The 20,804-nt window shown below is 72.2% G+C and carries 18 protein-coding genes and 1 tRNA gene; 6 read left to right on the top strand and 13 right to left on the bottom strand.

Features of this window, described 5'->3' with window-relative positions:
- Positions 1–131: 131 nt before the first annotated feature.
- The 5 genes from N4P33_RS10590 to N4P33_RS10570 form a co-directional block, all read right to left on the bottom strand.
- The gene (locus N4P33_RS10590) at positions 132–1,610 is read right to left on the bottom strand and encodes a penicillin-binding protein 2 (RefSeq protein WP_260826081.1); all 1,479 of its coding nucleotides are present in this window, start codon (positions 1,608–1,610) and stop codon (positions 132–134) included.
- Complete coding sequence (locus N4P33_RS10585; RefSeq protein WP_260826080.1) at positions 1,607–3,055, bottom strand: FtsW/RodA/SpoVE family cell cycle protein; 1,449 nt, start codon at positions 3,053–3,055, stop codon at positions 1,607–1,609. The genes N4P33_RS10590 and N4P33_RS10585 overlap by 4 nt, the downstream gene beginning before the upstream one ends.
- 27 nt (positions 3,056–3,082) lie before the next feature.
- Positions 3,083–4,624 carry a Stp1/IreP family PP2C-type Ser/Thr phosphatase gene (locus N4P33_RS10580; RefSeq protein WP_260826099.1) on the bottom strand — a complete coding sequence of 514 codons (1,542 nt, stop codon included), beginning with the start codon at positions 4,622–4,624 and terminating at the stop codon, positions 3,083–3,085.
- A 132-nt stretch (positions 4,625–4,756) separates the two neighbouring features.
- Positions 4,757–5,269 carry an FHA domain-containing protein gene (locus N4P33_RS10575; RefSeq protein ID WP_260826079.1) on the bottom strand — a complete coding sequence of 171 codons (513 nt, stop codon included), beginning with the start codon at positions 5,267–5,269 and terminating at the stop codon, positions 4,757–4,759.
- Positions 5,270–5,279: 10 nt separating this feature from the next.
- Entirely contained in the window at positions 5,280–6,035 is a 756-nt protein-coding gene (locus N4P33_RS10570; RefSeq protein WP_260826078.1) for a DUF3662 and FHA domain-containing protein, read from the bottom strand.
- 588 nt (positions 6,036–6,623) lie between these two features.
- On the opposite strand from N4P33_RS10570, the gene N4P33_RS10565 reads away from it, so the two are divergent.
- A tRNA-Leu gene (locus N4P33_RS10565) sits at positions 6,624–6,707 on the top strand.
- Positions 6,708–6,790: 83 nt separating this feature from the next.
- On the opposite strand, the gene N4P33_RS10560 is transcribed toward N4P33_RS10565, so the two are convergent.
- Together N4P33_RS10560 and N4P33_RS10555 are read right to left on the bottom strand one after the other, a co-directional pair.
- A complete protein-coding gene (locus N4P33_RS10560) occupies positions 6,791–9,247 on the bottom strand; it encodes an FtsX-like permease family protein (RefSeq protein WP_260826077.1) in 2,457 nt (818 codons plus the stop codon).
- Between the two features lie 88 nt (positions 9,248–9,335).
- Entirely contained in the window at positions 9,336–10,100 is a 765-nt protein-coding gene (locus N4P33_RS10555) for an ABC transporter ATP-binding protein (RefSeq protein ID WP_260826076.1), read from the bottom strand.
- Between the two features lie 169 nt (positions 10,101–10,269).
- Between N4P33_RS10555 and N4P33_RS10550 the strand changes: the two genes are divergently transcribed.
- The 5 genes from N4P33_RS10550 (at position 10,270) to N4P33_RS10530 (ending at position 15,345) form a co-directional block, all read left to right on the top strand.
- A complete protein-coding gene (locus tag N4P33_RS10550) occupies positions 10,270–11,574 on the top strand; it encodes a sensor histidine kinase (protein WP_260826075.1) in 1,305 nt (434 codons plus the stop codon).
- A 44-nt stretch (positions 11,575–11,618) separates the two neighbouring features.
- Positions 11,619–12,251, top strand: a complete 633-nt coding sequence (locus N4P33_RS10545; RefSeq protein ID WP_260826098.1) for a response regulator transcription factor — start codon at positions 11,619–11,621, stop codon at positions 12,249–12,251.
- A gap of 142 nt (positions 12,252–12,393) precedes the next feature.
- Positions 12,394–13,896 (top strand): DUF2252 domain-containing protein, encoded by a 1,503-nt coding sequence (locus N4P33_RS10540; protein ID WP_260826074.1) that lies wholly within the window; start codon positions 12,394–12,396, stop codon positions 13,894–13,896.
- 229 nt (positions 13,897–14,125) lie between these two features.
- Positions 14,126–14,962, top strand: a complete 837-nt coding sequence (locus N4P33_RS10535) for a J domain-containing protein (RefSeq protein ID WP_260826073.1) — start codon at positions 14,126–14,128, stop codon at positions 14,960–14,962.
- 53 nt (positions 14,963–15,015) lie between these two features.
- A complete protein-coding gene (locus N4P33_RS10530) occupies positions 15,016–15,345 on the top strand; it encodes a rhodanese-like domain-containing protein (RefSeq protein ID WP_260826097.1) in 330 nt (109 codons plus the stop codon).
- Between the two features lie 56 nt (positions 15,346–15,401).
- Here N4P33_RS10530 and N4P33_RS10525 read toward each other — a convergent pair whose 3' ends face one another.
- The 6 genes from N4P33_RS10525 to paaA all read right to left on the bottom strand — a co-directional run bounded on the left by N4P33_RS10525 (position 15,402) and on the right by paaA (position 20,369).
- Positions 15,402–16,535, bottom strand: coding sequence for an acyl-CoA dehydrogenase family protein (locus tag N4P33_RS10525; RefSeq protein WP_260826072.1), 1,134 nt, complete (start codon positions 16,533–16,535; stop codon positions 15,402–15,404).
- Positions 16,536–16,635: 100 nt separating this feature from the next.
- Entirely contained in the window at positions 16,636–17,694 is a 1,059-nt protein-coding gene (paaE, locus tag N4P33_RS10520; protein WP_260826071.1) for a 1,2-phenylacetyl-CoA epoxidase subunit PaaE, read from the bottom strand.
- A complete protein-coding gene (paaD, locus tag N4P33_RS10515) occupies positions 17,694–18,290 on the bottom strand; it encodes a 1,2-phenylacetyl-CoA epoxidase subunit PaaD (RefSeq protein ID WP_260826070.1) in 597 nt (198 codons plus the stop codon). The genes paaE and paaD overlap by 1 nt, the downstream gene beginning before the upstream one ends.
- Positions 18,284–19,018, bottom strand: a complete 735-nt coding sequence (gene paaC / locus N4P33_RS10510) for a 1,2-phenylacetyl-CoA epoxidase subunit PaaC (protein ID WP_260826069.1) — start codon at positions 19,016–19,018, stop codon at positions 18,284–18,286. The genes paaD and paaC overlap by 7 nt, the downstream gene beginning before the upstream one ends.
- A complete protein-coding gene (gene paaB / locus N4P33_RS10505; RefSeq protein WP_260826068.1) occupies positions 19,015–19,302 on the bottom strand; it encodes a 1,2-phenylacetyl-CoA epoxidase subunit PaaB in 288 nt (95 codons plus the stop codon). Before paaB ends, paaC begins: the two co-directional genes overlap by 4 nt.
- Complete coding sequence (gene paaA / locus N4P33_RS10500; protein WP_260826067.1) at positions 19,299–20,369, bottom strand: 1,2-phenylacetyl-CoA epoxidase subunit PaaA; 1,071 nt, start codon at positions 20,367–20,369, stop codon at positions 19,299–19,301. Before paaA ends, paaB begins: the two co-directional genes overlap by 4 nt.
- Between the last annotated feature and the right edge of the window lie 435 nt (positions 20,370–20,804).

Raw genomic sequence — 20,804 nt, 5'->3', positions numbered from 1 at the left:
CACTCGTGCCGCCGGAGGCTGCCGTCCGGGCCTACCGTACCCGGCTCGCTTTGTGTGACCTGGCCAAGTGCGTCAGCCGATACAGGACCGGTACCGCAACGTGCACCGATGTGAAGCAGACGTGACCGGAGTCACTGCTTGCTCTTGATGACCGCCTCCATCACGCTCTTGGCGATCGGTGCGGCGAGGCCGCCACCGGAGATGTCGTCACGCACGGCGTCCTCGTCCTCGATCACGACGGCGACGGCCACCGGGGAGGCGTCGTCGCTGGTCTTGGCGTAGGAGATGAACCAGGCGTAGGGGTTCTTGCTGTTGTTCTCGCCGTGCTGGGCGGTACCGGTCTTGCCGCCGACGGTGACGTTCGGGATCTGGGCGTTCTTGCCGGTGCCGGACTCGACGACGGTCTCCATCATCGACTGGAGCTTCTGGGCGTTGTCAGCCGAGAGGGGGCGGCTGTACTCCTCGGGGTCGGTCTTCTCGATGGGCTCCACATCCCGCGCCTGCAGCTCGTCGACCATGTACGGCTTCATCAGCACACCGTCGTTGGCGACCGCGGAGGCGACCATGGCCATCTGAAGGGGAGTAGCCGCGGTGTTGAACTGGCCGATGGAGGACAGCGCGACCTCGGAGGGGGCCATGTCCTCGGAGAACACCGAGGCGGAGGCGCGGACCGGGGTGAACTGCTCCTCGGTGAAGCCGAACTTCTTGGCCATCTCGAGCATCTTGTCGTTGCCGAGGTCGGAGCCGATCTTGCCGAAGACGGTGTTGCAGGACCACCGCAGCGCCTCGCGCAGGGAGGCGTTCTTGCAGGGGATGTTGCCCTCGTTCTTCAGCTCGGTCGTGGTGCCCGGCATCGTCCACGGCAGGGGCGTCTTGGTCGGCGCCTCGGGGTCCGTGTAGAGGCCGTTCTCCAGTGCGGCGGCGGCGGTGAGGACCTTGAAGGTGGAGCCGGGCGGGTAGACCTCGCGCAGGGCCCGGTTGAGCATCGGGTCGTCGGGGTTGTTCTTCTTCTGCAGCTTCTGCCAGGCCTCGGTGTCCGTGGTCGTGGAGTTGCCGGCGAACGACGAGGGGTCGTACGACGGGAAGGAGGCCAGAGCCAGGATCTTGCCGGTGGACGGTTCGAGTGCGACGACCGCGCCCTTGCCGCCCTGCTTCTTCAGGCCCTCGTAGGCGGCCTTCTGGGCGGCGGCGTTGAGCGTGGTGACGACGTTTCCGCCCTGCTTCTTCTTGCCGGTGAGCATGTCGAGCGTGTTGCGGAAGAAGAGCCGGTCGTCGTTGCCGGTGAGGATGCCGTCCTCGATGCTCTCCAGCTGGGTGGCGCCGAAGGCCTGTGAGGCGTATCCGGTGACGGGCGCCCACATGGGGCCGTCCTTGTAGGTGCGCTTGAACTTGTAGTCGCTGCCCGACGTTTCCTTGGAGCCGGTGATGGCCTCGCCGTCGACGATGATGTCGCCGCGCGGGGAGGCATACCGTTCTATTGCGACACGGCGGTTGTGCTCGTCGGTCCTCAGCTTGTCCGCCTGGGCGTACTGCAGCCAGTTGTCGCGGACGAGCAGGGCGAGGACGAGGAGGCCGCAGAAGATCGCGATCCGGCGCAGGGGCTTGTTCACGGTCGGACCACCTGGGTCATCTCGGCGTCGGGGTTGGGGGCGGGGGCGGGCGCCGGGCGGCGGGCGGTGTCGCTGATCCGGAGCAGGATGCCGATCAGCGCCCAGTTAGCGATGACGGACGAACCGCCGTAGGCGACGAACGGCAGCGTCATACCGGTCAGCGGGATGAGGCCCATGACGCCGCCGGCCACGACGAAGACCTGGAGCGCGAAGGCGCCGGACAGGCCGATGGCCAGCAGCTTGCCGAACGGGTCACGGGCCGCGAGCGAGGTGCGGATGCCGCGCTCGATGATCAATGCGTAGAGCAGCAGGATCGCCATGACGCCCGCCAGGCCCAGCTCCTCGCCGAAGGTGGCGAGGATGAAGTCGGAGTTGGCGGCGAAGCCGATGAGGTCGGAGTTGCCCTGTCCGAGGCCGGTGCCGAGCGTGCCGCCGGAGCCGAAAGCCCACAGGGCCTGCATGGCCTGCTCGGAGTGGACGATGCCGTCCTGGACGCCCGCGCGGGAGAGCTCGTACTCGCGCATCGGGTCGAGCCAGGCCTGCACGCGGGTCTGGATGTGGGGTTCGAAGCTGGCCACGCCGACGGCGCCGACCGCGGACATCAGCAGACCGAAGACGATCCAGCTGGTCCGCTCGGTGGCGACGTACAGCATGATGACGAACATCCCGAAGAACAGCAGGGACGTTCCGAGGTCGGTCTCGAAGACCAGGATGAGGATCGACAGCGCCCAGACGACGAGGATCGGGCCGAGGTCGCGGCCGCGCGGCAGGTACAGGCCCATGAAGCGGCGACTGGCCAGGGCCAGGGCGTCCCGCTTCACCATGAGGTAGCCGGCGAAGAAGACCGCGAGGACGATCTTCGCGAACTCACCGGGCTGGAGGGTGCCGAGACCGGGGATCTTGATCCAGATCTTGGCACCGTAAATGTTCGCGCCGAGCCCGGGAACCAGCGGCAGGATCAGCAGAAACAGGGCGCCGGCCATGGAGATGTACGTGTAGCGCTGGAGGACGCGGTGGTCCTTCAGGAACACCAGTACGGCCACCAGCAGGCCGACGCCCATCGCCGAGTACAGCAGCTGGCGTGGCGCAGCCTCCACGAACGTTTTGCTCGCCTGGAGCCGCTCTGACTGGTCCAGCCGCCAGATGACGACCAGGCCGACGCCGTTGAGCAGCGTCGCCAGCGGCAGCAGCAGGGGATCCGCGTACGGCGCGAATTTCCGTACGACCAGGTGCCCCACTCCCGCCAGCAGCCCGAGCCCCAGTCCGTACGCCAGCAGGCCGGACGGGACGGTGCCGTCGAGGGCGAGCCCGACATTGGCGTAGGCGAACACCGGAATGACGACGGCGAAGATCAGCAGGGCCAGTTCGGTGTTGCGGCGGCTGGGTGCGCCGATCGCGCCGATCGTGGACGTGTGCTGGGTCGACGGGTTGGAAGTGCTGCTCATCGTGTGACAGGGCCTCTCACGGCTTGCCTACTGCTTACCGCACAGCGAGACGACCTTCTGCTCTTCCTCCGAGAGGCTGGGGCCGGGCTGGGGAGTGGGTGCGGTCGTGGACGGGGGCGTGGACTTCTGCGGAGCCTTCGTCGAGCCCGAGGGGTTCGGCGTCGGTGTGGCTTTGGACGTGAAGGAGGCGGGAGTGGTTCCCGTGGTGCCTCCTGCCTCGCCCTCGCCGGTCTTCGCGTTGTTCTCGCTCTCGGCGGCGCGCCGCTCGGCCTGCTTCTTGCACGCGGAGGCCTGGACGGACAGTTCCTCGATCTTCGCCCGGGCGCCGTCGAGGTCGCCCTCGGCGATGGTCGCCTCGACCAGTTTCCGCTGGTAGGGCGGGAGGTACTTGAGTTCGATCTCGGGGTGGTCCTTGACCACCTCGGACAGGGAGACCCAGGCCAGGTCCTGGCTGATGCCCCGGTAGAGGGCGACGTGCTCGTCGTTGGTGCCGACGTAGTACTGCGTCTGGGTCCAGCGCCAGCCGCCGTAGAGGCCGCCGCCGATGACGGCGAGGGCGAGCAGGCCGTACAGGGAGCGCTTGACCCACTTGCGTTTCCTGGGCTTGACGAAGTCGTCCTCGTCGTAGCCGAAGCCGTCGGTGGGGATGAAGCCGGTGACGTCGCCGCTGCCGGGCGGGCCGAACTCTCCCCCGCCCCCGCTCTGGCCCCGGTGGCGGCCGAGGCCGGAGGCGCGGCCGGCCGGGGTCTGCATGATGCCGTTGTCGTGCAGCTGGTTCTGGTTCTCGGCGACGGCGCCGACTACGACCGGGGTGTCGGACAGCTGCCCGGCGAGGGTGTCGCCGGTGTCGAGGTCGAGGACGTCGGCGACGATCACGGTGATGTTGTCGGGGCCGCCGCCGCGCAGGGCCAGCTCGATCAGGTTCTGCACCGTCTCCTGGGGGCCCTGGTAGCTGGCCAGGGTGTCTTCCAGGGTCTGGTGGGAGACGACGCTGGACAGGCCGTCGGAGCAGATCAGGTAGCGGTCGCCGGCGCGGACCTCGCGGATCGAGAGATCCGGCTCGACGTGCTCGCCGCTGCCGAGGGCCCGCATGAGCAGCGACCGCTGCGGGTGCGTGGTCGCCTCCTCCTCGGTGATGCGGCCCTCGTCTACCAGGCGCTGCACCCAGGTGTGGTCCTGGGTGATCTGGGTGAGGACGCCGTCGCGCAGGAGGTAGGCGCGGGAGTCGCCGACGTGCACCATGCCGAGCCGCTGGCCGGTCCACAGCAGGGCGGTGAGGGTGGTGCCCATGCCCTCGAGCTGGGGGTCCTCCTCGACCATCATGCGCAGCTGGTCGTTGGCGCGCTGGACGGCGCTGCCGAGCGAGGTGAGCAGGTCGGAGCCGGGGACGTCGTCGTCGAGCGAGACGATGGTGGAGATGGCCTCGGAGGAGGCGACCTCGCCGGCGGCGGCGCCGCCCATGCCGTCGGCGATCGCGAGCAGCCGGGGACCGGCGTAACCGGAGTCCTCGTTGCCCTCCCGGATCATCCCCTTGTGTGATCCGGCGGCGAAGCGCAGGGACAGACTCATGCGCACCTCGCCTGTCGGCTCCGGGTACAGCCGGTCGTGTCGAGCCACACTGCCCACCCTCCGGTCGGGAGCGCGCCGGGGCCCGGTGTGGGGCCCGCCACTGCGTGCTCGCTCCGCTCGCTCATTCTCGTACTACTTCCGCAGCTCGATGACGGTCTTGCCGATGCGGATCGGCGCGCCCAGCGGAATCGGTGTGGGGGTCGTCAGCCGGGTCCGGTCCAGATAGGTGCCGTTGGTGGAGCCCAGGTCCTCGACGATCCACTGGCCGTCGCGGTCCGGGTAGATCCTGGCATGGCGGCTGGAGGCGTAGTCGTCGTCCAGCACGATGGTGCTGTCGTGCGCACGGCCCAGGGTGATGGTCTGGCCCTGGAGCGCGACGGTGGTGCCGGTGAGGGTGCCCTCGGTCACGACCAGCTTGGTGGGGGCGTTCCGGCCGCGGCGTCCGCCGCCGGACTGCTGGCGCTGCTGCGGGGGCGCCTGGCGGGCGGCCTGCTGCTGGGCACGGCCGGCGTCCCGGCGCGCGCCGCGCTGGGTGACCCGCGTGCCGAACAGGTCGCTGCGGATGACCTGCACGGCCACGATCACGAACAGCCACAGTACGGCCAGGAATCCCAGCCGCATGACCGTGAGGGTCAGCTCTGACATTGCCCCCGCTTCACCCTTCGGCTTGCCTATAGATAACGGTGGTGCTGCCCACGACGATCCGCGAGCCGTCGCGGAGCGTAGCGCGGGTGGTGTGCTGTCCGTCCACCACGATCCCGTTCGTCGATCCGAGGTCCTGGATCGTCGAGGGGGTTCCGGTGCGGATCTCGCAGTGCCGGCGGCTCACGCCGGGGTCGTCGATCCGCACGTCGGCGTCGGTGCTGCGGCCCAGCACGAGGGTCGCGCGGGAGATCTGGTGGCGGGTGCCGTTGATCTCGATCCAGTAGCGGGTGCGTCCGGCGGGCGCGGGTGCGGCGGGGGGCCGTCCGGCGCCGGCGGGCTGCGGGTAGCCGTAGCCGCCGGGTGCCGGGGCTCCGGCGGCGGCCTGGCTGCTGGAGGAGGCGAGCGTACGGCTGCGCACCCGGTACAGGCCGGTGTCGAGGTCGTCCGCCTTCTCCAGGTGCACCTTGATGGGGCCCATGAAGGTGTAGCGCTGCTGCTTGGCGTAGTCGCGGACCATGCCGGCGAGCTCGTCGCCGAGCTGGCCGGAGTAGGGGCTGAGCCGCTCGAAGTCGGGGGTGCTCAGTTCGACGATGAAGTCGTTGGGCACGACGGTGCGGTCGCGGTTCCAGATCGTGGCGTTGTTGTCGCACTCGCGCTGAAGCGCGCCGGCGATCTCCACGGGCTGCACCTCGGACTTGAACACCTTGGCGAAGGTGCCGTTGACCAGACCTTCGAGACGCTGCTCGAACTTCTTCAGGACTCCCATGGGGCACCTCCTCCGTCGCTGCCGTCCTGTGTACTGCCCCGTGCGCGCGGTTGTGCACCGCTTTCGTGCACCGCTTCGTGCACCCGCTGTGTGCGCCGCTCACCCGGTACTGCTTGGTACTGCTTACTGATCGTATCCACGCGCCGGTCGATCGGCTGGTTCCCCCTGTCCGCCCGGGCCGACCGGTGTCGACGCCTGACGAAGTTCCCTGCCGGGCTCCTCTTCGAACTCCTGCGGGCCGTGCTTCGTGCGCGTCGTCCTGCCATGGATCGTAGAGGGGGACGCAAACCAGTGTCCCGCACCCGGCTGTGGACTCCGCCCGCTCCTGGGGAGACGGGGGGTACCGGTACGAGGTTGATACGTGAAGTGGTTCTCGCCGCGACCTGGCGCGGTCTCGCGGGCGGGCGGCGGGTCCGTCCGTGCGGCCCCCGGCCGGCGGGGGCCGTGCGCGGCGGTGCTGCTCAGGGGCGGTAGGGGCCGGGGGCCGGGGAAAGGGATGTGAATCCACCCCGGCCAGCGTGCTAATGTTCTGGGTGTCGGAAGGCGCCGAGCCCCACAGGAACGGAGCCCGAGGACACACACCCAAATGCGCGGGTGGCGGAATAGGCAGACGCGCTGGATTCAGGTTCCAGTGCCCGCAAGGGCGTGGGGGTTCAACTCCCCCCTCGCGCACATCGTCGAACGGGCGGCATCTTCGGATGCCGCCCGTTTCGCGTGTCCGGGCCGGTGCGGCCGTGGGGCGTGTGAGGAACGTCTCATGATCGTTTGGGTGGGTGGGGGACGCCCCGGCGCAGGGCGAGTGCGGCGGGGACGACCGAGAACGTCACTGCCAGGGCGGCGCAGGCGGCGGTGACCGTGGCGAGGGCCGGCCAGGGGACGGTGAGGGCGGCCGGGGCCGACTGCAGGGCCAGCGCGGCGCGTACGCCGGCCAGGTCGAGCGCGGTGACCAGCAGGCCCAGCAGCGCGCCGACCGCGACCACCGTGAGGGCCTCGGCGCCCACCAGCCGCAGCACCTGGGCGCGGGTGGCCCCGGCCAGGCTCAGCGCCGTGAGGTCGCGGCGCCGGTCGGAGGTCGCCATGACCATGGTGTTGGCCAGGGAGACACCCGTGTAGAGCAGGGCGATGCCGAGGACCAGCAGCAGGCCCTGGCGGGTGGTGCGGTCCGTGCCGGGGCGGTTCTCCTCGATCCACCGGTCGGTGGGCAGGAGACGGGCGCCCGAGGGGCGCACCGCCTCGCGCAGGGCCGCGGTCACCTCCTGGGCGTCGGCGCCGTCGGTCAGCGCGATGTCCACCCGGTCGGGGCGGGCGCCCGGGGCGTTGACGGGGGTGACGTAGACGCCGTTGTCGCCGGTGCCGGTGGGCATCACGGCCGCGATGCGCAGGGTCCGCTCGGTGCCGTCGCCGAGCCACACCCGCACCCGCTGCCCCACCGCGTGCCGCTCCCACTCCTCGTTGACGATGATCGAGTCGTCGTCGAGGTCGGACAGCTTGCCTGCCGTGAGCGGCAGGCGTGCGGTGACCGCCAGCGCCGCGGGGTCGGCCGCGCGAGCCCCGGAGGCGATCAGGGCCACGTTGTCCTCCAGGACGTAGACCTCGCTCGGCGCGCTCGCGGACACCCGCGCGCCGGGCACCGCGCGCAGCCGGTCCAGGGTCCGTTCGTCGAATCCCGTGCCGGCCGGGGCAGTGACGACGAAGTCGGCGGTCGTGCGGGCGCGCATCTCGGCGGTCCGCGCGTCGTTCAGGGTGGCGGTGGCGCCGAGCAGGGAACCGGCGAGGGCGACCGTGACCAGGACGGGCGCCGCGACCGCGGCCGTACGGCGCGTCCCGGCGGCCGCGTTCTCGCGGACCAGCAGGCCGGTCGCACCGGGCAGCCGGGCGGGCAGCCACAGGAGCAGCCGGGTGAGCGGGCGCACCACCAGGGGCGCGAGCAGCGCCATCGCGCCGATCAGCAGCATGGGGCGGCTCACATACGTCTTGCGGTGCAGCAGGTCACCCGGGTCGTCGAGCAGGGCTAGGGCGAGGGTGACGGCGGCGGTCAGCAGCAGGGCGGCACCGGTCAGCAGGCGGCCACGTGTGAGGGCGGCGCCCCTGTCGGCGGACGCCTCGCGCAGCGCCTCGGCGGGACTCGTACGGCCCGCACGCCAGGACGCCGCCGTCACACCGCACAGGGTGACGAGGAAGCCCGTCCAGAAGGCCACGTGATACGGCCAGGTGGCCTCTCCCAGGGCGAACCACCGGGGCGCGAGGCCCGCGTCGGCCACCCGGGCCGTCAGGTGCGGTGCGGTGTACGCGCCGAGCGCGCAGCCCGCGGCGGAGGCGACGGCACCGACCAGCAGGGCCTCGGCGAACACCAGCCGCCTGATCTGCCCCGGCGTCGCCCCGGCGATACGCAGCAGCCCGAACTCCCGGCGCCGCTGGGCCACCGCGAAGGCGAACGTCGACGCGACGACGAAGACCGACACGAAGGCACTGACGCCGCCAGCGGTGCCGAACAGGGCGTTCACCGCGGTCAGTGCTTCGCTGTCCCGCTCCGGATCGGCGTCGGCGTACCGCAGGGCGTCTCCGGACAGGACCCGGACTCCGGGCGCGCCGCGCAACGCCTCCCGTACGGCGGTGGGGTCGGCGTCGACGACCAGCTGCGTGCTCGTGGGGGACAGCCGGGCGGCATGGGTGTCGGTGTAGAACAGGGCCTTCTCGAAGCCCTGGTCGGCCACGGTGCCCACGACTCGTACGGTGCCGTGGTTCGTGCGCACCCGCTCACCGGGTTGCGCCCAGTCGCCGCTGGCGACGACCTCGCCGGGGGCGTGGGGAGCGCGGCCGGTGGCGAGGGCGTACGGGGCGAAGGCGGCCGTGGACCAGGGGTGGCCGACGAGATGAGCGGGCCCGCCCTCGGCGCGTACGGCGAAGGAGCGGTCCTCGACGACGCGGCCGAGTGTGCGCAGCTTCGCCACGGCGTCCGGTGGGACGGGGCGCGGGTGGGCGAGCTTTTCGGTGCGGTCGCCGATCGGGGTCGGGATGCGCAGGGTGTCCTGTCCCTTGACGACGACCGGGGCGGCGGCGAAGCGCTCCGGGTGCCGTTCGGGGGCGTCGAGCGAGGCGGCGAGGACGAGACCGGTCACGGTGAGCAGTGCCACGCCCAGCGAGAGGGCGACGAAGCTGCCGAGGAAGGTGGTCCAGCGGGCACGCAGGGTGTGCAGGGCGAGGGGCAGCACGGGTGGGCTCCTGGCGGTGGGGAGTTTGCGGGGGCAGGGGGCAGGGCACGGCGGTGCGGTGGCGTATTCGGGCCATGACGGCGGACTGTCAGCGGGGTGTCGTCTCCAGCCCCGTCATGTGGGCGGCGATCGTGTCCGCGCTCGGCGCGGTCAGTGCGTCCTGGATCCGGCCGTCGGCCAGGAAGATCACGCGGTCGGCGTGGGCGGCGGCGATCGGGTCGTGGGTGACCATGACGACCGTCTGGGACTCGTTGTCGGCCATGCTGCGCAGCAGGGTGAGCACCTCGCGCCCGGTGCGGGAGTCCAGCGCCCCGGTCGGCTCGTCCGCGAACAGCACGTCGGGGCGGGTGATCAGGGCGCGGGCCAGGGCGACTCGCTGCTGCTGGCCGCCGGAGAGTTCGGCCGGCCGGTGCCGGGCGCGGTCGCCGAGGCCGACCCGGAGCAGCGCCGCGCGGATCTCGCTCCCGCGCACCCGGCGGCCGACGAGGCGCAGCGGGAGGGCGACGTTCTGCTCGGCGGTCAGCGCCGGAAGCAGGTTGAAGGCCTGGAAGACGAAGCCGATGCGCTCGCGCCGCAGCAGTGTCAGGCGTCGCTCGCCGAGCCCGGTCAGCTCGGTGCCGCCGACGGTGACCGAGCCCGAGGTGGGCCGGTCCAGCCCGGCCGCGCAGTGCAGCAGCGTCGACTTTCCGGAGCCCGAGGGTCCCATCACGGCGGTGAAGCTGCCGTGCGGGAAGGCGAGCGAGACCTCGTCCAGTGCGGTCACCAGGCCCGCGCCCGAGCCGTACCGTCTGCTCACCGCCCGCAGCCGTACCGCGTCGCCGTGCCGGTCGTTCCGTGTGGTCCGCTCGTCCATGTGACCGACTCCCCTGCTCGCCATGACGAATTGAGGTGGTCAACGAAACCGTCCGAGGAGGCCGAAGCGCAGTGCGGCAGGGGCGACATGCGGGGTAGTGCCTGCCCTACCCCCGGATCTCCGTCCTGGCCGATGGCCCGGGCCGGTGCGGGCTTCTACGGTGATCGGCATGCATCCACGCAACACCTGGCAGGCCATGGCCCGCCCCGGCTATCCGCTGTCGCCGTGGCCCTGGCGCTCGGCCGGCTATCTGCTCACCGGGGCGGTGACGGGTGCGGTCGTGCTGGCGTGCCTGGTGGTCTCGGTGACGGCGGGAGGGGTGCTCGCGCTCGCCCTCGTCGGGCTGCCGCTGCTGCTCGGCACGGCCCTCGCGGGCATCCCGGTGGCCCGGCTGGAGCGGCTGCGGCTGCGGCTGGTCGACCGGAACCCGGTGTCCGACCCACATCAGCCGCCGCCCGGGCCGGGCCTGCGGGTCTGGCTCACCACCCGGCTGCGGGAGCCGGTCACCTGGCGGGAGCTGGGCCATGCCCTGCTGTTCGCGTTTCTGCTGTGGCCGGTCGACGCGCTCGCGCTCACCGTCGCCCTGCTGTTCCCCGTGGCGGTGACCGCGACCCCGCTGCTGATGGCGACGGTGGGCGACGGCCGGGAGGCCAAGGTCCTCAAACTGTGGACGGTCACCGACTGGCCCGCCGCGTTCGCCGTGGCCGCCCTCGGGCTCGTCCTGCTCGCCCTGGGTGCCTATCTGCTGGGCGTCGCGGCCGGTGCGCGGGCGGGGCTGACGCGGCTGCTGCTCGCTCCGGGCGACGGTGACGCGGACGCCCGCATCACCGAACTGACCCGGTCCCGGGTGCGCCTGGTGGACGCCTTCGAGGCGGAACGGCGCCGCATCGAGCGTGATCTCCACGACGGGGCCCAGCAGCGCCTGGTCGCCCTGACGATGACCCTCGGCCTGGCCCGCCTCGACGCCCCGCCCGGCCCGCTCGCCGACCAGCTCGCCAAGGCCCACAGGGAGGCCGAGGGAGCGCTGGGGGAACTGCGTGAGCTCATCCACGGCATCCATCCCCAGGTCCTCGCCGACTACGGACTTCAGGCCGCCGTCGCCGATGCCGCCGAGCGGTCCGCCGTACCCGTCGACGTCGAACTCGGCCTGCCCGAGCGGCTTCCGGCGTCCGTCGAGGCGGCCGCGTACTTCGTGGTGCGCGAGGCGCTCGCCAACGTCGCCCGGCACAGCGGGGCGGGCCGCGCGTGGGTGAACGGCGGGCACCGCGACGGGCGGCTGGTCCTGGAGATAGGCGACGACGGGCGGGGCGGGGCCCGTGCCGGGGCGGGCAGCGGACTGACCGGGCTCGCGGACCGGGTGGCCGTGCTGGATGGCAGACTCTCCCTGTCCAGTCCGGCGGGCGGACCGACCCTGTTGCGTGTGGAGATTCCTTGCGGCCCCTGCACTCCCGGCACCACTCCTCGAAGCCTCTGAACGCGTCGTCGGGTTCCCCGGGGGACGGCAAGGCGTTGCGGGTCGTGCTGGCCGAGGACAGCGTGCTGCTGCGGGAAGGGCTGATCGGCCTGCTCCAGCGATGCGGGCACGAGGTCGTCGCGGCGGTGGGGGACGCGGAGGCGCTGCGGGCCGCGGTCGCCGAGCACGAACCCGACGTGGTGGTGACCGACGTGCGGATGCCGCCCGGCTTCCAGGACGAGGGCCTGCACGCGGCCGTGCGGCTGCGCACCGAACGGCCCGCGCTGCCCGTCCTGGTGCTCAGCCAGTACGTGCAGCGCCGTTACGCCGCTGATCTGCTGGACTCCGGCGACGGCACGGGCATCGGGTATCTGCTGAAGGACCGGGTCGGACAGGTCGAGGAGTTCGTGGGGGCCCTGTGCGAGGTCGCGGACGGGGGCACGGTGGTGGATCCCGAGGTCGTACGGCAGTTGCTGCGCCGGCGCCGGGACCCGCTCGAGCGGCTCTCACCGCGTGAGCGGGAGGTGCTGGCGCTGATCGCCGAGGGCCGGTCCAACGGCGCGATCGCCCGTGAGCTGGTGGTGTCGGAAGCTGCCGTCGGCAAACACATCGGCAGCATCTTCAGCAAGCTGGATCTGCCGCCGGCGGATGATGTGCATCGGCGGGTGCTGGCGGTGCTGGCGTATCTGCGGGCGTGAGCGGGCCCGTTTCACGTGAAACACCCGCTGTGGCCGACGATTTCCACAGGCGTGGAGTTGTCCACAGGGTCTGACGGTGTTCCGTCGCCGGTTGTACGGTCGGCATCGATCGAAGAATTCGGCGCTTCGCGGTGAAGTGCGGATGTGCCTGCGTGCGGGGGAGGCGGTTGCTGTGACCGAGGTCGTTGCCGGGGTGGCCGGGACGGGTGCTGCGGGGGCTGTGGGAAAGCAGGGCGGAGCCGGGCGGGGCGAGGGCGGGCGGCGGCTGCCGCGTGTGCCGGGGTTTGCCGAGTGGCCGGCCGAGGGGTGGTCGCCCAAGGAGGAGGGCAAGGCCCTGCGCCGGACAGTGCCGCGCAGCGCACACGCCACCCTCGACCTGGACGCCTCCCGTCCCGACGCGGTGAGTGCCGTGGAGGAGTCCAGCCGCGGCCGGCTGCCCGAGCTCACCCCGATCCGGGTGGGCCGGATGGCGGCGACGCCGTTCGCCTTCCTGCGCGGAGCGGCCGGCCTCATGGCGTACGACCTGGCCCGCACGCCCATGACCAGGATCAGCGCTCAGATATGCGGTGACGCCCACGCGGCCAACTTCGGCCTGTACGGCGACGCGCGCGGCGGGCTGGTCATCGACCTGAACGACTTCGACGAGACGGTGCCCGGCCCCTGGGAGTGGGACCTCAAGCGGCTCGCCACCTCGCTGGTGCTCGCGGGCCGGGAGGCGGGCGCCGACGAGGACACCTGCCGCAAGGCGGCGCACGACACGGCCGGCGCGTACCGCCGCACGATGCGGCTGCTGTCGAAGCTGCCGGCACTGGACGCGTGGAACGCCATCGCCGACGAGGAGCTGGTCTCTCACACGGACGCCCATGATCTGCTCGGCACGCTGGAGCGGGTCTCGGAGAAGGCGCGCGCCAACACCAGCGGCCGGTTCGCCGCCAAGTCGACCGAGGCGACGGCGGACGGCGGGCGGCGCTTCGTCGACGCGCCGCCGGTCCTGCGCCGGGTGCCGGACGCCGAGGCGGCCGCGGTGGCCGCCTCCCTGGAGCAGTACCTGACCACGCTGCCGGAGGACCGCCACCCGCTGCTGGCCCGGCACGCGGTGCACGATGTGGCGTTCCGGGTCGTCGGCACGGGCAGTGTGGGCACGCGCTCGTACGTCGTGCTGCTCCTCGACCACCGGGGCGAGCCGCTGGTGCTCCAGGTGAAGGAGGCCCGTCCCTCGGCGCTGGTGCCGCACCTGGCGACGGCCGGGTTCGAGGTACCGCGGACGGAGCACGAGGGCCGGCGGGTGGTCCTCGGCCAGAAACGGATGCAGGTCGTCAGCGACAGCCTGCTGGGCTGGACGACGGTTGAGGGCCTGCCCTACCAGGTGCGCCAGTTCCGCAACCGCAAGGGCAGCGTCGACCCGGCGGCGCTGGCCGCCGACCAGATAGACGACTACGCCCGGATGACCGGCGCCCTGCTGGCCCGCGCCCACTCCCACAGCGCCGACCCGCGCCTGATCGCCGGTTACTGCGGCAAGAACGACGAACTCGACGCGGCGACAGCCGCGTTCGCCCTCGCCTACGCCGACCGCACCGAGGCGGACCACGCGGATCTGGTGAGGGCCGTGCGGACGGGGCGGATCGCGGCGGAGATGGGGGTGTGACGGCGGGGCGCGCGGGAGGCGAGGCCGCTGTCACACGGGCGAGTCCCCCGTCGTCACACGGGCGTCCCCGGCCGTCACACGGGCGAGTCTGCGGCCGTCACGTGGGCGGGTCCGCGGGCGTCACACGGGCGAGTCTGCGGCCGTGGGCGGGTCCGCGGGCGTCACGCGGGGAGGCCGCCGGAGACGGGCTGGCAGGTGGGGCCCGGGTGTGGCCTACGCTGGGCGGGTGATGAGCTCGGAAGGTGGGCGGCAGAGCGATGCCGGTGCGGAGCAGGTGCCCGGTGGCGTGGGTGCGCCGCGGGCCGAGGAGCGGCTGGAGCAGGCCGTACGGGCGGCCGAGCAGGCGCTGATCGAGTTCGAGATCGCCGTGGAGACCTTCCGTATCGAGGTCGAGAACTTCTCCCGGCTGCACGAGCAGAAGCTCGGACCGATGTACGCCCGCCTCGAGGAACTGGACGCCCGGATCCTCCAGGCCCGCGCCGACCGCAGCGGTGACCCCGAGGACCGCCGCCGCGCCGAGGAGGCCCGTGCCCGGCTGACGCCGATCCCCGGTGTCGAGGAGCTGCTGAACGGCTGGATGGACGGCGAGGGGCTCTTCCCGGAGGCCGTCGCCATGCTCACCGAGCGGCCGGTGAAGCCTCCGCAGCGGGTGCGGCCCAGCGAGGAGGCCCGCAAGCTCTACCGCGACCTCGCCCGCAAGGCCCACCCGGACCTGGCGCAGGAGGACGCCGAGCGCAGCCGCCGCGAGGAGTTCATCACCCGCGTCAACGCCGCCTACGCCCGCGGCAGCGAGGCCGAGCTGCGGGAACTCGCCGAGGAGTGGGCGGCCGGACCGCAGCTGCGGCGTGCCCCGAGCGCAGCAGAGGAGCTCTACGCCCGCCTCGAATGGCTCTCCCAGCGCAAGGAGCTGCTCACGCTGGTGGCCAAGGAGCTGGAGGAGAGCGCCATCGGCTCCATGCTGCGGCTGGCCCCGGACGACCCCGACGGCCTCCTCGACGAGATCGCCGAGCAGCTGCGGGCCCAGCTCACCGAGCGCGAGGCGGAGCTTGCGGCCCTGCTGGCCTGAGCTCCGTCGGTGCTTCTTCGGGTAGCGTCGGGAGCATGAGTTTTGGAGCTGGTGTGCCCACGGTCGAGGTCGCGGACCTCAAGGACGGCGACTTCCTGCTGGACGTCCGTGAGGACGACGAGTGGAAGGCCGGTCACGCCGCCGGGGCGCTGCACATCCCGATCAGCGAGTTCGTGGCCCGCTACGGCGAGCTGACCGAGGCCGCCCCGCAGGACGGCCGCGTGCATGTGATCTGCCGTTCCGGCGGACGGTCGGCGCAGGTCACGATGTATCTGGTGCAGCAGGGCATCGACGCCGTGAACGTGGGCGGCGGGATGCAGGTGTGGGAGTCCGCGGGCCGCCCGGTCGTCACCGACGACGGACAGCCGGGCTACGTGCTCTAGCCCGACCGGGCATCCTGGGACCCGCCCCGCACCCCTGCTGGTCTCGCCGAAGGACCTCACGTCGGCGGGTGTGACGCCAGCAGGTCTCCGAGGGCTTCCTCGTGGGCCGCCGCCGGGCCGAGCGAGAGTTCTAGGTGCTTGGCCCACGCGTGGTACCGGTGCAGCGGGTAGTCCACGTCGGCGCCGAAGCCGCCGTGCAGATGCTGCGCGGTCTGCACCACCCTGCGTACCCCCTCCGCCGCCCAGATCTTGGCGACGGCGACGTCCCCGGCGGCGGGCAGGGCGCCCGGCGCCCCGGAGGCGATCCGCCAGGCGGCCTGCCACAGGGTGACTTCCATGGCGCGCAGGTCGACGAAGCGGTCGGCGGCCTGCATCGCCACGGCCTGGAAGCTGGCGAGGGGATGGCCGAACTGCTCACGCTTGCCGGTGTACTCACTCGTCATCCGCAGCACCCGCTCACCGAGCCCGAGCGCCAGCGCACACGTCCCGGTGGTCAGCAGATCCCGCAGCCACTCCCACGCGCCGTCCGCGTCGACGACGTCCCGCCCGGCGAGACGCACGGAGTTCAGCCGCAGCTCGCCCAGCCGCTCCCCGCTGGTGGAGAACTGCTCGGCGAGGACGACCCCTTCGCGCTCCCTGGGCACCAGCGCGAGGACGGTCCGGTCGGCGCCGGTGTGCGCGGGCACGACGACGACATCCGCGTCGTACGCCCACGGCACGGCCGTCTGCACCCCGTCCAGCACCCATGACGTGCCGTCCCGGCGTGCGGTCACGGCGCGTTCCGCGGGGTCGTGGCCGGTGCGGCCGTGCGCGGCGACGGTCAGCACGAGCTCGCCCCGGCCCGCCCGGGCGAGCAGCGCGGACCTGGCCTCGGGGCTGCCGAAGGTCTGGACGGCGGCCGCGGCGGCGCTGCTCTCCAGCAGAGGCACCCGTGCCAGCACCTGGGCGGACTCCCGCAGCACCAGGCACAGGGCGATCGCGTCCAGGCCGGATCCGCCGTGTTCCGGGTCGAGCAGCAGGCTGAGCAGGTCGGCTTCGGCGAGCCGGGCCCACAGCGCACGGTCGAAGCCGTCGGCGACGGCGCCCGTGGTGAGCGCGGGGCTGGGCACCGCGTCCGGTACGGCCCCGGCGAACACGCCCCGTGCCGCCTCGGCCGCCGCCTGCTGCTCCTCGGTGAAGGTGAAGTCCACGGTCCTGTCCTCTCACGGCGCCCGGAGGTGCGCGGATCGACGCTGACCTGACGGGGCGTCAAGATAGAACAGGTTGCAGAAGAACAGAAGTGAGCTGTCCCTACCGGTCGAAGTCCAGCTCCACCCTTTCCGTCACCGGATGCGACTGACAGGCCAGGACATAGCCCGCCTCGGTCTCCTCCGCCTCCAGCGCGAAGTTGCGGTCCATCCGCACCTCGCCGGAGACCAGGAAGGCGCGGCAGGTCCCGCACACCCCGCCCTTGCAGGCGTAAGGGGCGTCGGGGCGGTTGCGCAGCACCGTGTCCAGCAGGGACTCGCCGTCCTGGACGGGCCAGGTGCCGCCGCGTCCGTCGAGCCGGGCGGTGACCGTGCTGTGCGCGGGGGCCGTCGCCGCGCCCGCGGGAGCGGGGCTCGCGTCGACGTGGAAGATCTCCTCGTGGATGCGGGAGCGGGGGACACCCAGGCCCCGCAGGGTCCGCTCGGCGCCCTCGACCAGCCCGTACGGCCCGCACAGGAACCAGCCGTCCACCTGCCCGACCGGCAGCAGCGCCGGCAGCAGGCCGGTCAGCCGCTCCTGGTCGAGCCGCCCGGACGGCAGCCCCGCCTGCTGCTCCTCCCGGGAGAGCACCGTCACCAGCTGGAACCGGTCGGGGTAGCGGTCCTTCAGGTCGGCGACCTCCTCCAGGAACATCGTGGAGGCGGCGGTGCGGTCGCTGCGTATCAGGCAGAACCGCGCCCGGGGCTCCCGCGCGAGCAGGGTCGAGACGATGGACAGCACCGGGGTGATGCCGCTCCCGCCGACGATCGCGGCGTACTGGCCGGGCGCCGGCTGGAGCGTGAAACGGCCGGCCGGGGTCATGACCTCCAGCTCGTCGCCGAGGTTGATCTCCTTCAGTGCGTAGGTGGAGAAGGCGCCGCCCTCGACCAGCCGCACGCCCACGCGCAGCGTGCTCGGTCCCTCGCCGTCGGGTGCGGGGGAGCAGATGGAGTAGGTGCGCCGTATCTCCTCGCCGTCGACCGTGCGCCGCAGGGCGAGGTGCTGGCCGGGGGCGTACCGGTACTCCTCGCGCAGGTCCGGCGGGACGGCGAGGGTGAGGGCGACGGAGTCGTCGGTGAGCCGGTCGACCGCGGCCACCCGGAGCCGGTGGAAGCGGGCCATCACAACTCCTTGAAGTGGTCGAACGGTTCACGGCAGGCCAGGCAGCGGCGCAGCGCCTTGCACGCGGTGGACGAGAAACGGCTGAGCAGCTCGGTGTCGGCGGAGCCGCAGTGCGGGCAGCGGATGGCCTCCAGGGCGTCGGTGCCGTCCGGAGCGCCGCCCGGGGTGCCGTCGGGAGCGCCGCTCGGCGTGCCGTCCGGCCGGGCGTCGTCCCGCGTGCGCGTCGGTCCGAGGGCGACGGTGACCGGCCCGGAGGCCGACCGCACGCGCGGCGGGGCGATGCCGAACTCCCGCAGTTTGCGGCGGCCTTCGTCGGTGATGTCGTCGGTGGACCAGGCGGGCGCCAGCACTGTGCGCACGGTGACCTCGCGCACTCCGTGCTCGCGCAGCACGCGCTCTATGTCGAGGGACATCGCCTCGATGGCCGGGCAGCCGGTGTAGGTCGGCGTCAGTTCGACCTCGACGGCGTCCGCCCCGCGGGCGTGCACCGCGCGGACGACGCCCAGTTCGCGCAGGGTCAGCACGGGCAGTTCGGGGTCGGGCACGGAACCGGCGAGTTCGAGAAGTTCCGCCTCCAGCGGGGTGGTGGTCACCATGTCGTCCCCGGGTGGCTGCGGTGCAGGTGCTGCATCTCGGCGAGCATGCGGCCGAACGGCTCGGTGTGCAGGCCCTGACGGCCCGCACCGGCCGACCATGCGCCCGTGCGCGGTCCTTCGGGCACCGAGAGCGTGGCCCGGCGCAGGACGTCCTCGACGCGCTCCAGCCAGGCCGACTCCAGCACCTGCCAGTTGACGTCCAGGCCCTCGACCGGCTGGAACATCTCGCCGGTGAACCGCCACAGCGCGTTCACGGCCCGCTGCATCCGCTCGTGGCTGACCTCGGTGCCGTCGCCGAGGCGCAGGGTCCACTGCTCGGCGTGGTCGCGGTGGTAGTCGACCTCCTTCACGGCCTTCGCGGCCAGCGGTGCGAACGGGCCGTCACCGGCGGCCAGTTCGGCGTGGAGGAGGTGCTGGTAGACGGAGAAGTACAGCTGGCGGGCGATGGTGTGGGCGAAGTCGCCGTTGGGCTGCTCCACCAGCTGGAGGTTGCGGAACGCGCGCTCCTCGCGGAGGAACGCCAGCTCGTCCTCGTCGCCGGCCATCGACAGCAGCACCCGGGCCTGGCCGAGCAGGTCGAGCGCGATGTTGGCGAGGGCAACCTCCTCCTCCAGCACGGGGGCGTTCCCGGCCCACTCGCCCAGGCGGTGGGAGAGCACCAGCGCGTCGTCGCCGAGCGCCAGGGCGGCCTGGGTGAGGGCGGTGTCCTTGGCGGAAGTCGTCGTCACAGGTGCTGCACCCCCTCGGGGATCTCGTAGAACGTCGGGTGCCGGTAGGGCTTGTCGGCGGCCGGCTCGAAGAACGGGTCCTTCTCGTCGGGCGACGAGGCGGTGATCGCGGAGGACGGCACGACCCAGATGGAGACGCCCTCACCGCGCCGGGTGTACAGATCGCGGGCGTTGCGCAGGGCGAGCTCCGCGTCCGGCGCGTGCAGGCTGCCGGCGTGGGTGTGGGACAGTCCCCGGCGCGAGCGCACGAAGACCTCCCACAGGGGCCAGTCGGTGGTGGTCATGCTCGCGTCGCTCCTGTCTCGCCGTTCATGCCTGTCTCGCCGCTCGTGCTCGTGCTCGTGCTCGTGCCGGGCCGGGCGGTGGTGTGCTTGGCCGCGTATGCCGCTGCCGCCTCTCTGACCCAGGCGCCTTCCTCGTGGGCCTGCCTGCGCCGGGTCAGCCGCTCCTCGTTGCAGGGGCCGTTGCCCTTGAGGACCTCCCAGAACTCCGTCCAGTCGATCGCGCCGGAGTCGTAGTGCCCGCGCTCCTCGTTCCACTTCAGGTCCGGGTCGGGGAGCGTGAGGCCGAGCGATTCGGCTTGGGGGACGCAGATGTCCACGAAGCGCTGGCGCAGCTCGTCGTTGGAGTGCCGCTTGATCTTCCAGGCCATCGACTGGGCGGAGTGCTGCGACTCGTCGTCGGGCGGGCCGAACATCATCAGCGACGGCCACCACCAGCGGTCGACCGCGTCCTGCGCCATCGCGTGCTGCTCCGGAGTGCCCTTGCTCAGGGCGAGCAGCAGCTCGTAGCCCTGGCGCTGGTGGAAGGACTCCTCCTTGCAGATCCGGACCATCGCGCGCGCGTACGGGCCGTAGGAGCAGCGGCACAGGGGGACCTGGTTGGTGATCGCGGCGCCGTCCACGAGCCAGCCGATCGCGCCGACGTCCGCCCAGGTCAGCGTCGGGTAGTTGAAGATCGAGGAGTACTTCTGGCGGCCGGCGTGGAGCTTGTCGAGCAGCTCGTCGCGGCTGGTGCCGAGGGTTTCGGCGGCGCTGTACAGATACAGGCCGTGGCCGGCCTCGTCCTGCACCTTGGCCATGAGGATCGCCTTGCGGCGCAGCGAGGGCGCGCGGGTGATCCAGTTGGCCTCGGGCTGCATGCCGATGATCTCGGAGTGGGCGTGCTGCGCGATCTGCCGCACGAGCGTGGCCCGGTAGGCGTCCGGCATCCAGTCGCGCGGCTCGATCCGCTCGTCGGCGGCGACGGCCGCGTCGAAGGCGCGCTGGTACTCGGCGGTGATGTCGCCGGCGCCTTCCGGTGCGTCGTACGCCTGGCTGCGGGCCGTCTCGCGGGCGGCTGCTGTCGCCATGAGGTCCCCCTCGACCTGGGTTCTTCTCGGAGCACGCTCCCGACCGATCGTTCGGTTCGTGCGATTCCATGGTGAGACGGGGGCCGCACGGTGTCAACCGCTTGTGGATAACCTGCGGGGGCTGCCTGTGGGCGAAGCGGCGGGAGCGGGCGCGACGCGAGTACGGCCCGTGGCGCGCTGCGATGTGGTCACGGCCACGGCACGGACCGGCCGCCGGACTGGGCCCGGGCGGCCTGCGCTGAGTACCGTGCCGTGCGACGCGGTGGAGCGGTGCGCGGCGATGGAGCGGCGCACAGCGGAAGCGACGCCTCCGCGACGCCCCCGCGGCCGCCGGGCGGTGGCGGCGAGGGAACGAGAAGGTGGAACGGGGCGCCATGGACGCGTACGACGAGGGCTCGAACGCCCGGCACGGGCCGGCCGAGCCGAGCGACCGCG

Origin of the sequence: Streptomyces sp. 15-116A, from assembly GCF_025290915.1 — a bacterium.
Taxonomy (GTDB): Bacteria; Actinomycetota; Actinomycetes; order Streptomycetales; family Streptomycetaceae; genus Streptomyces.
This window is presented reverse-complemented; position numbering and strand designations above follow the sequence as displayed.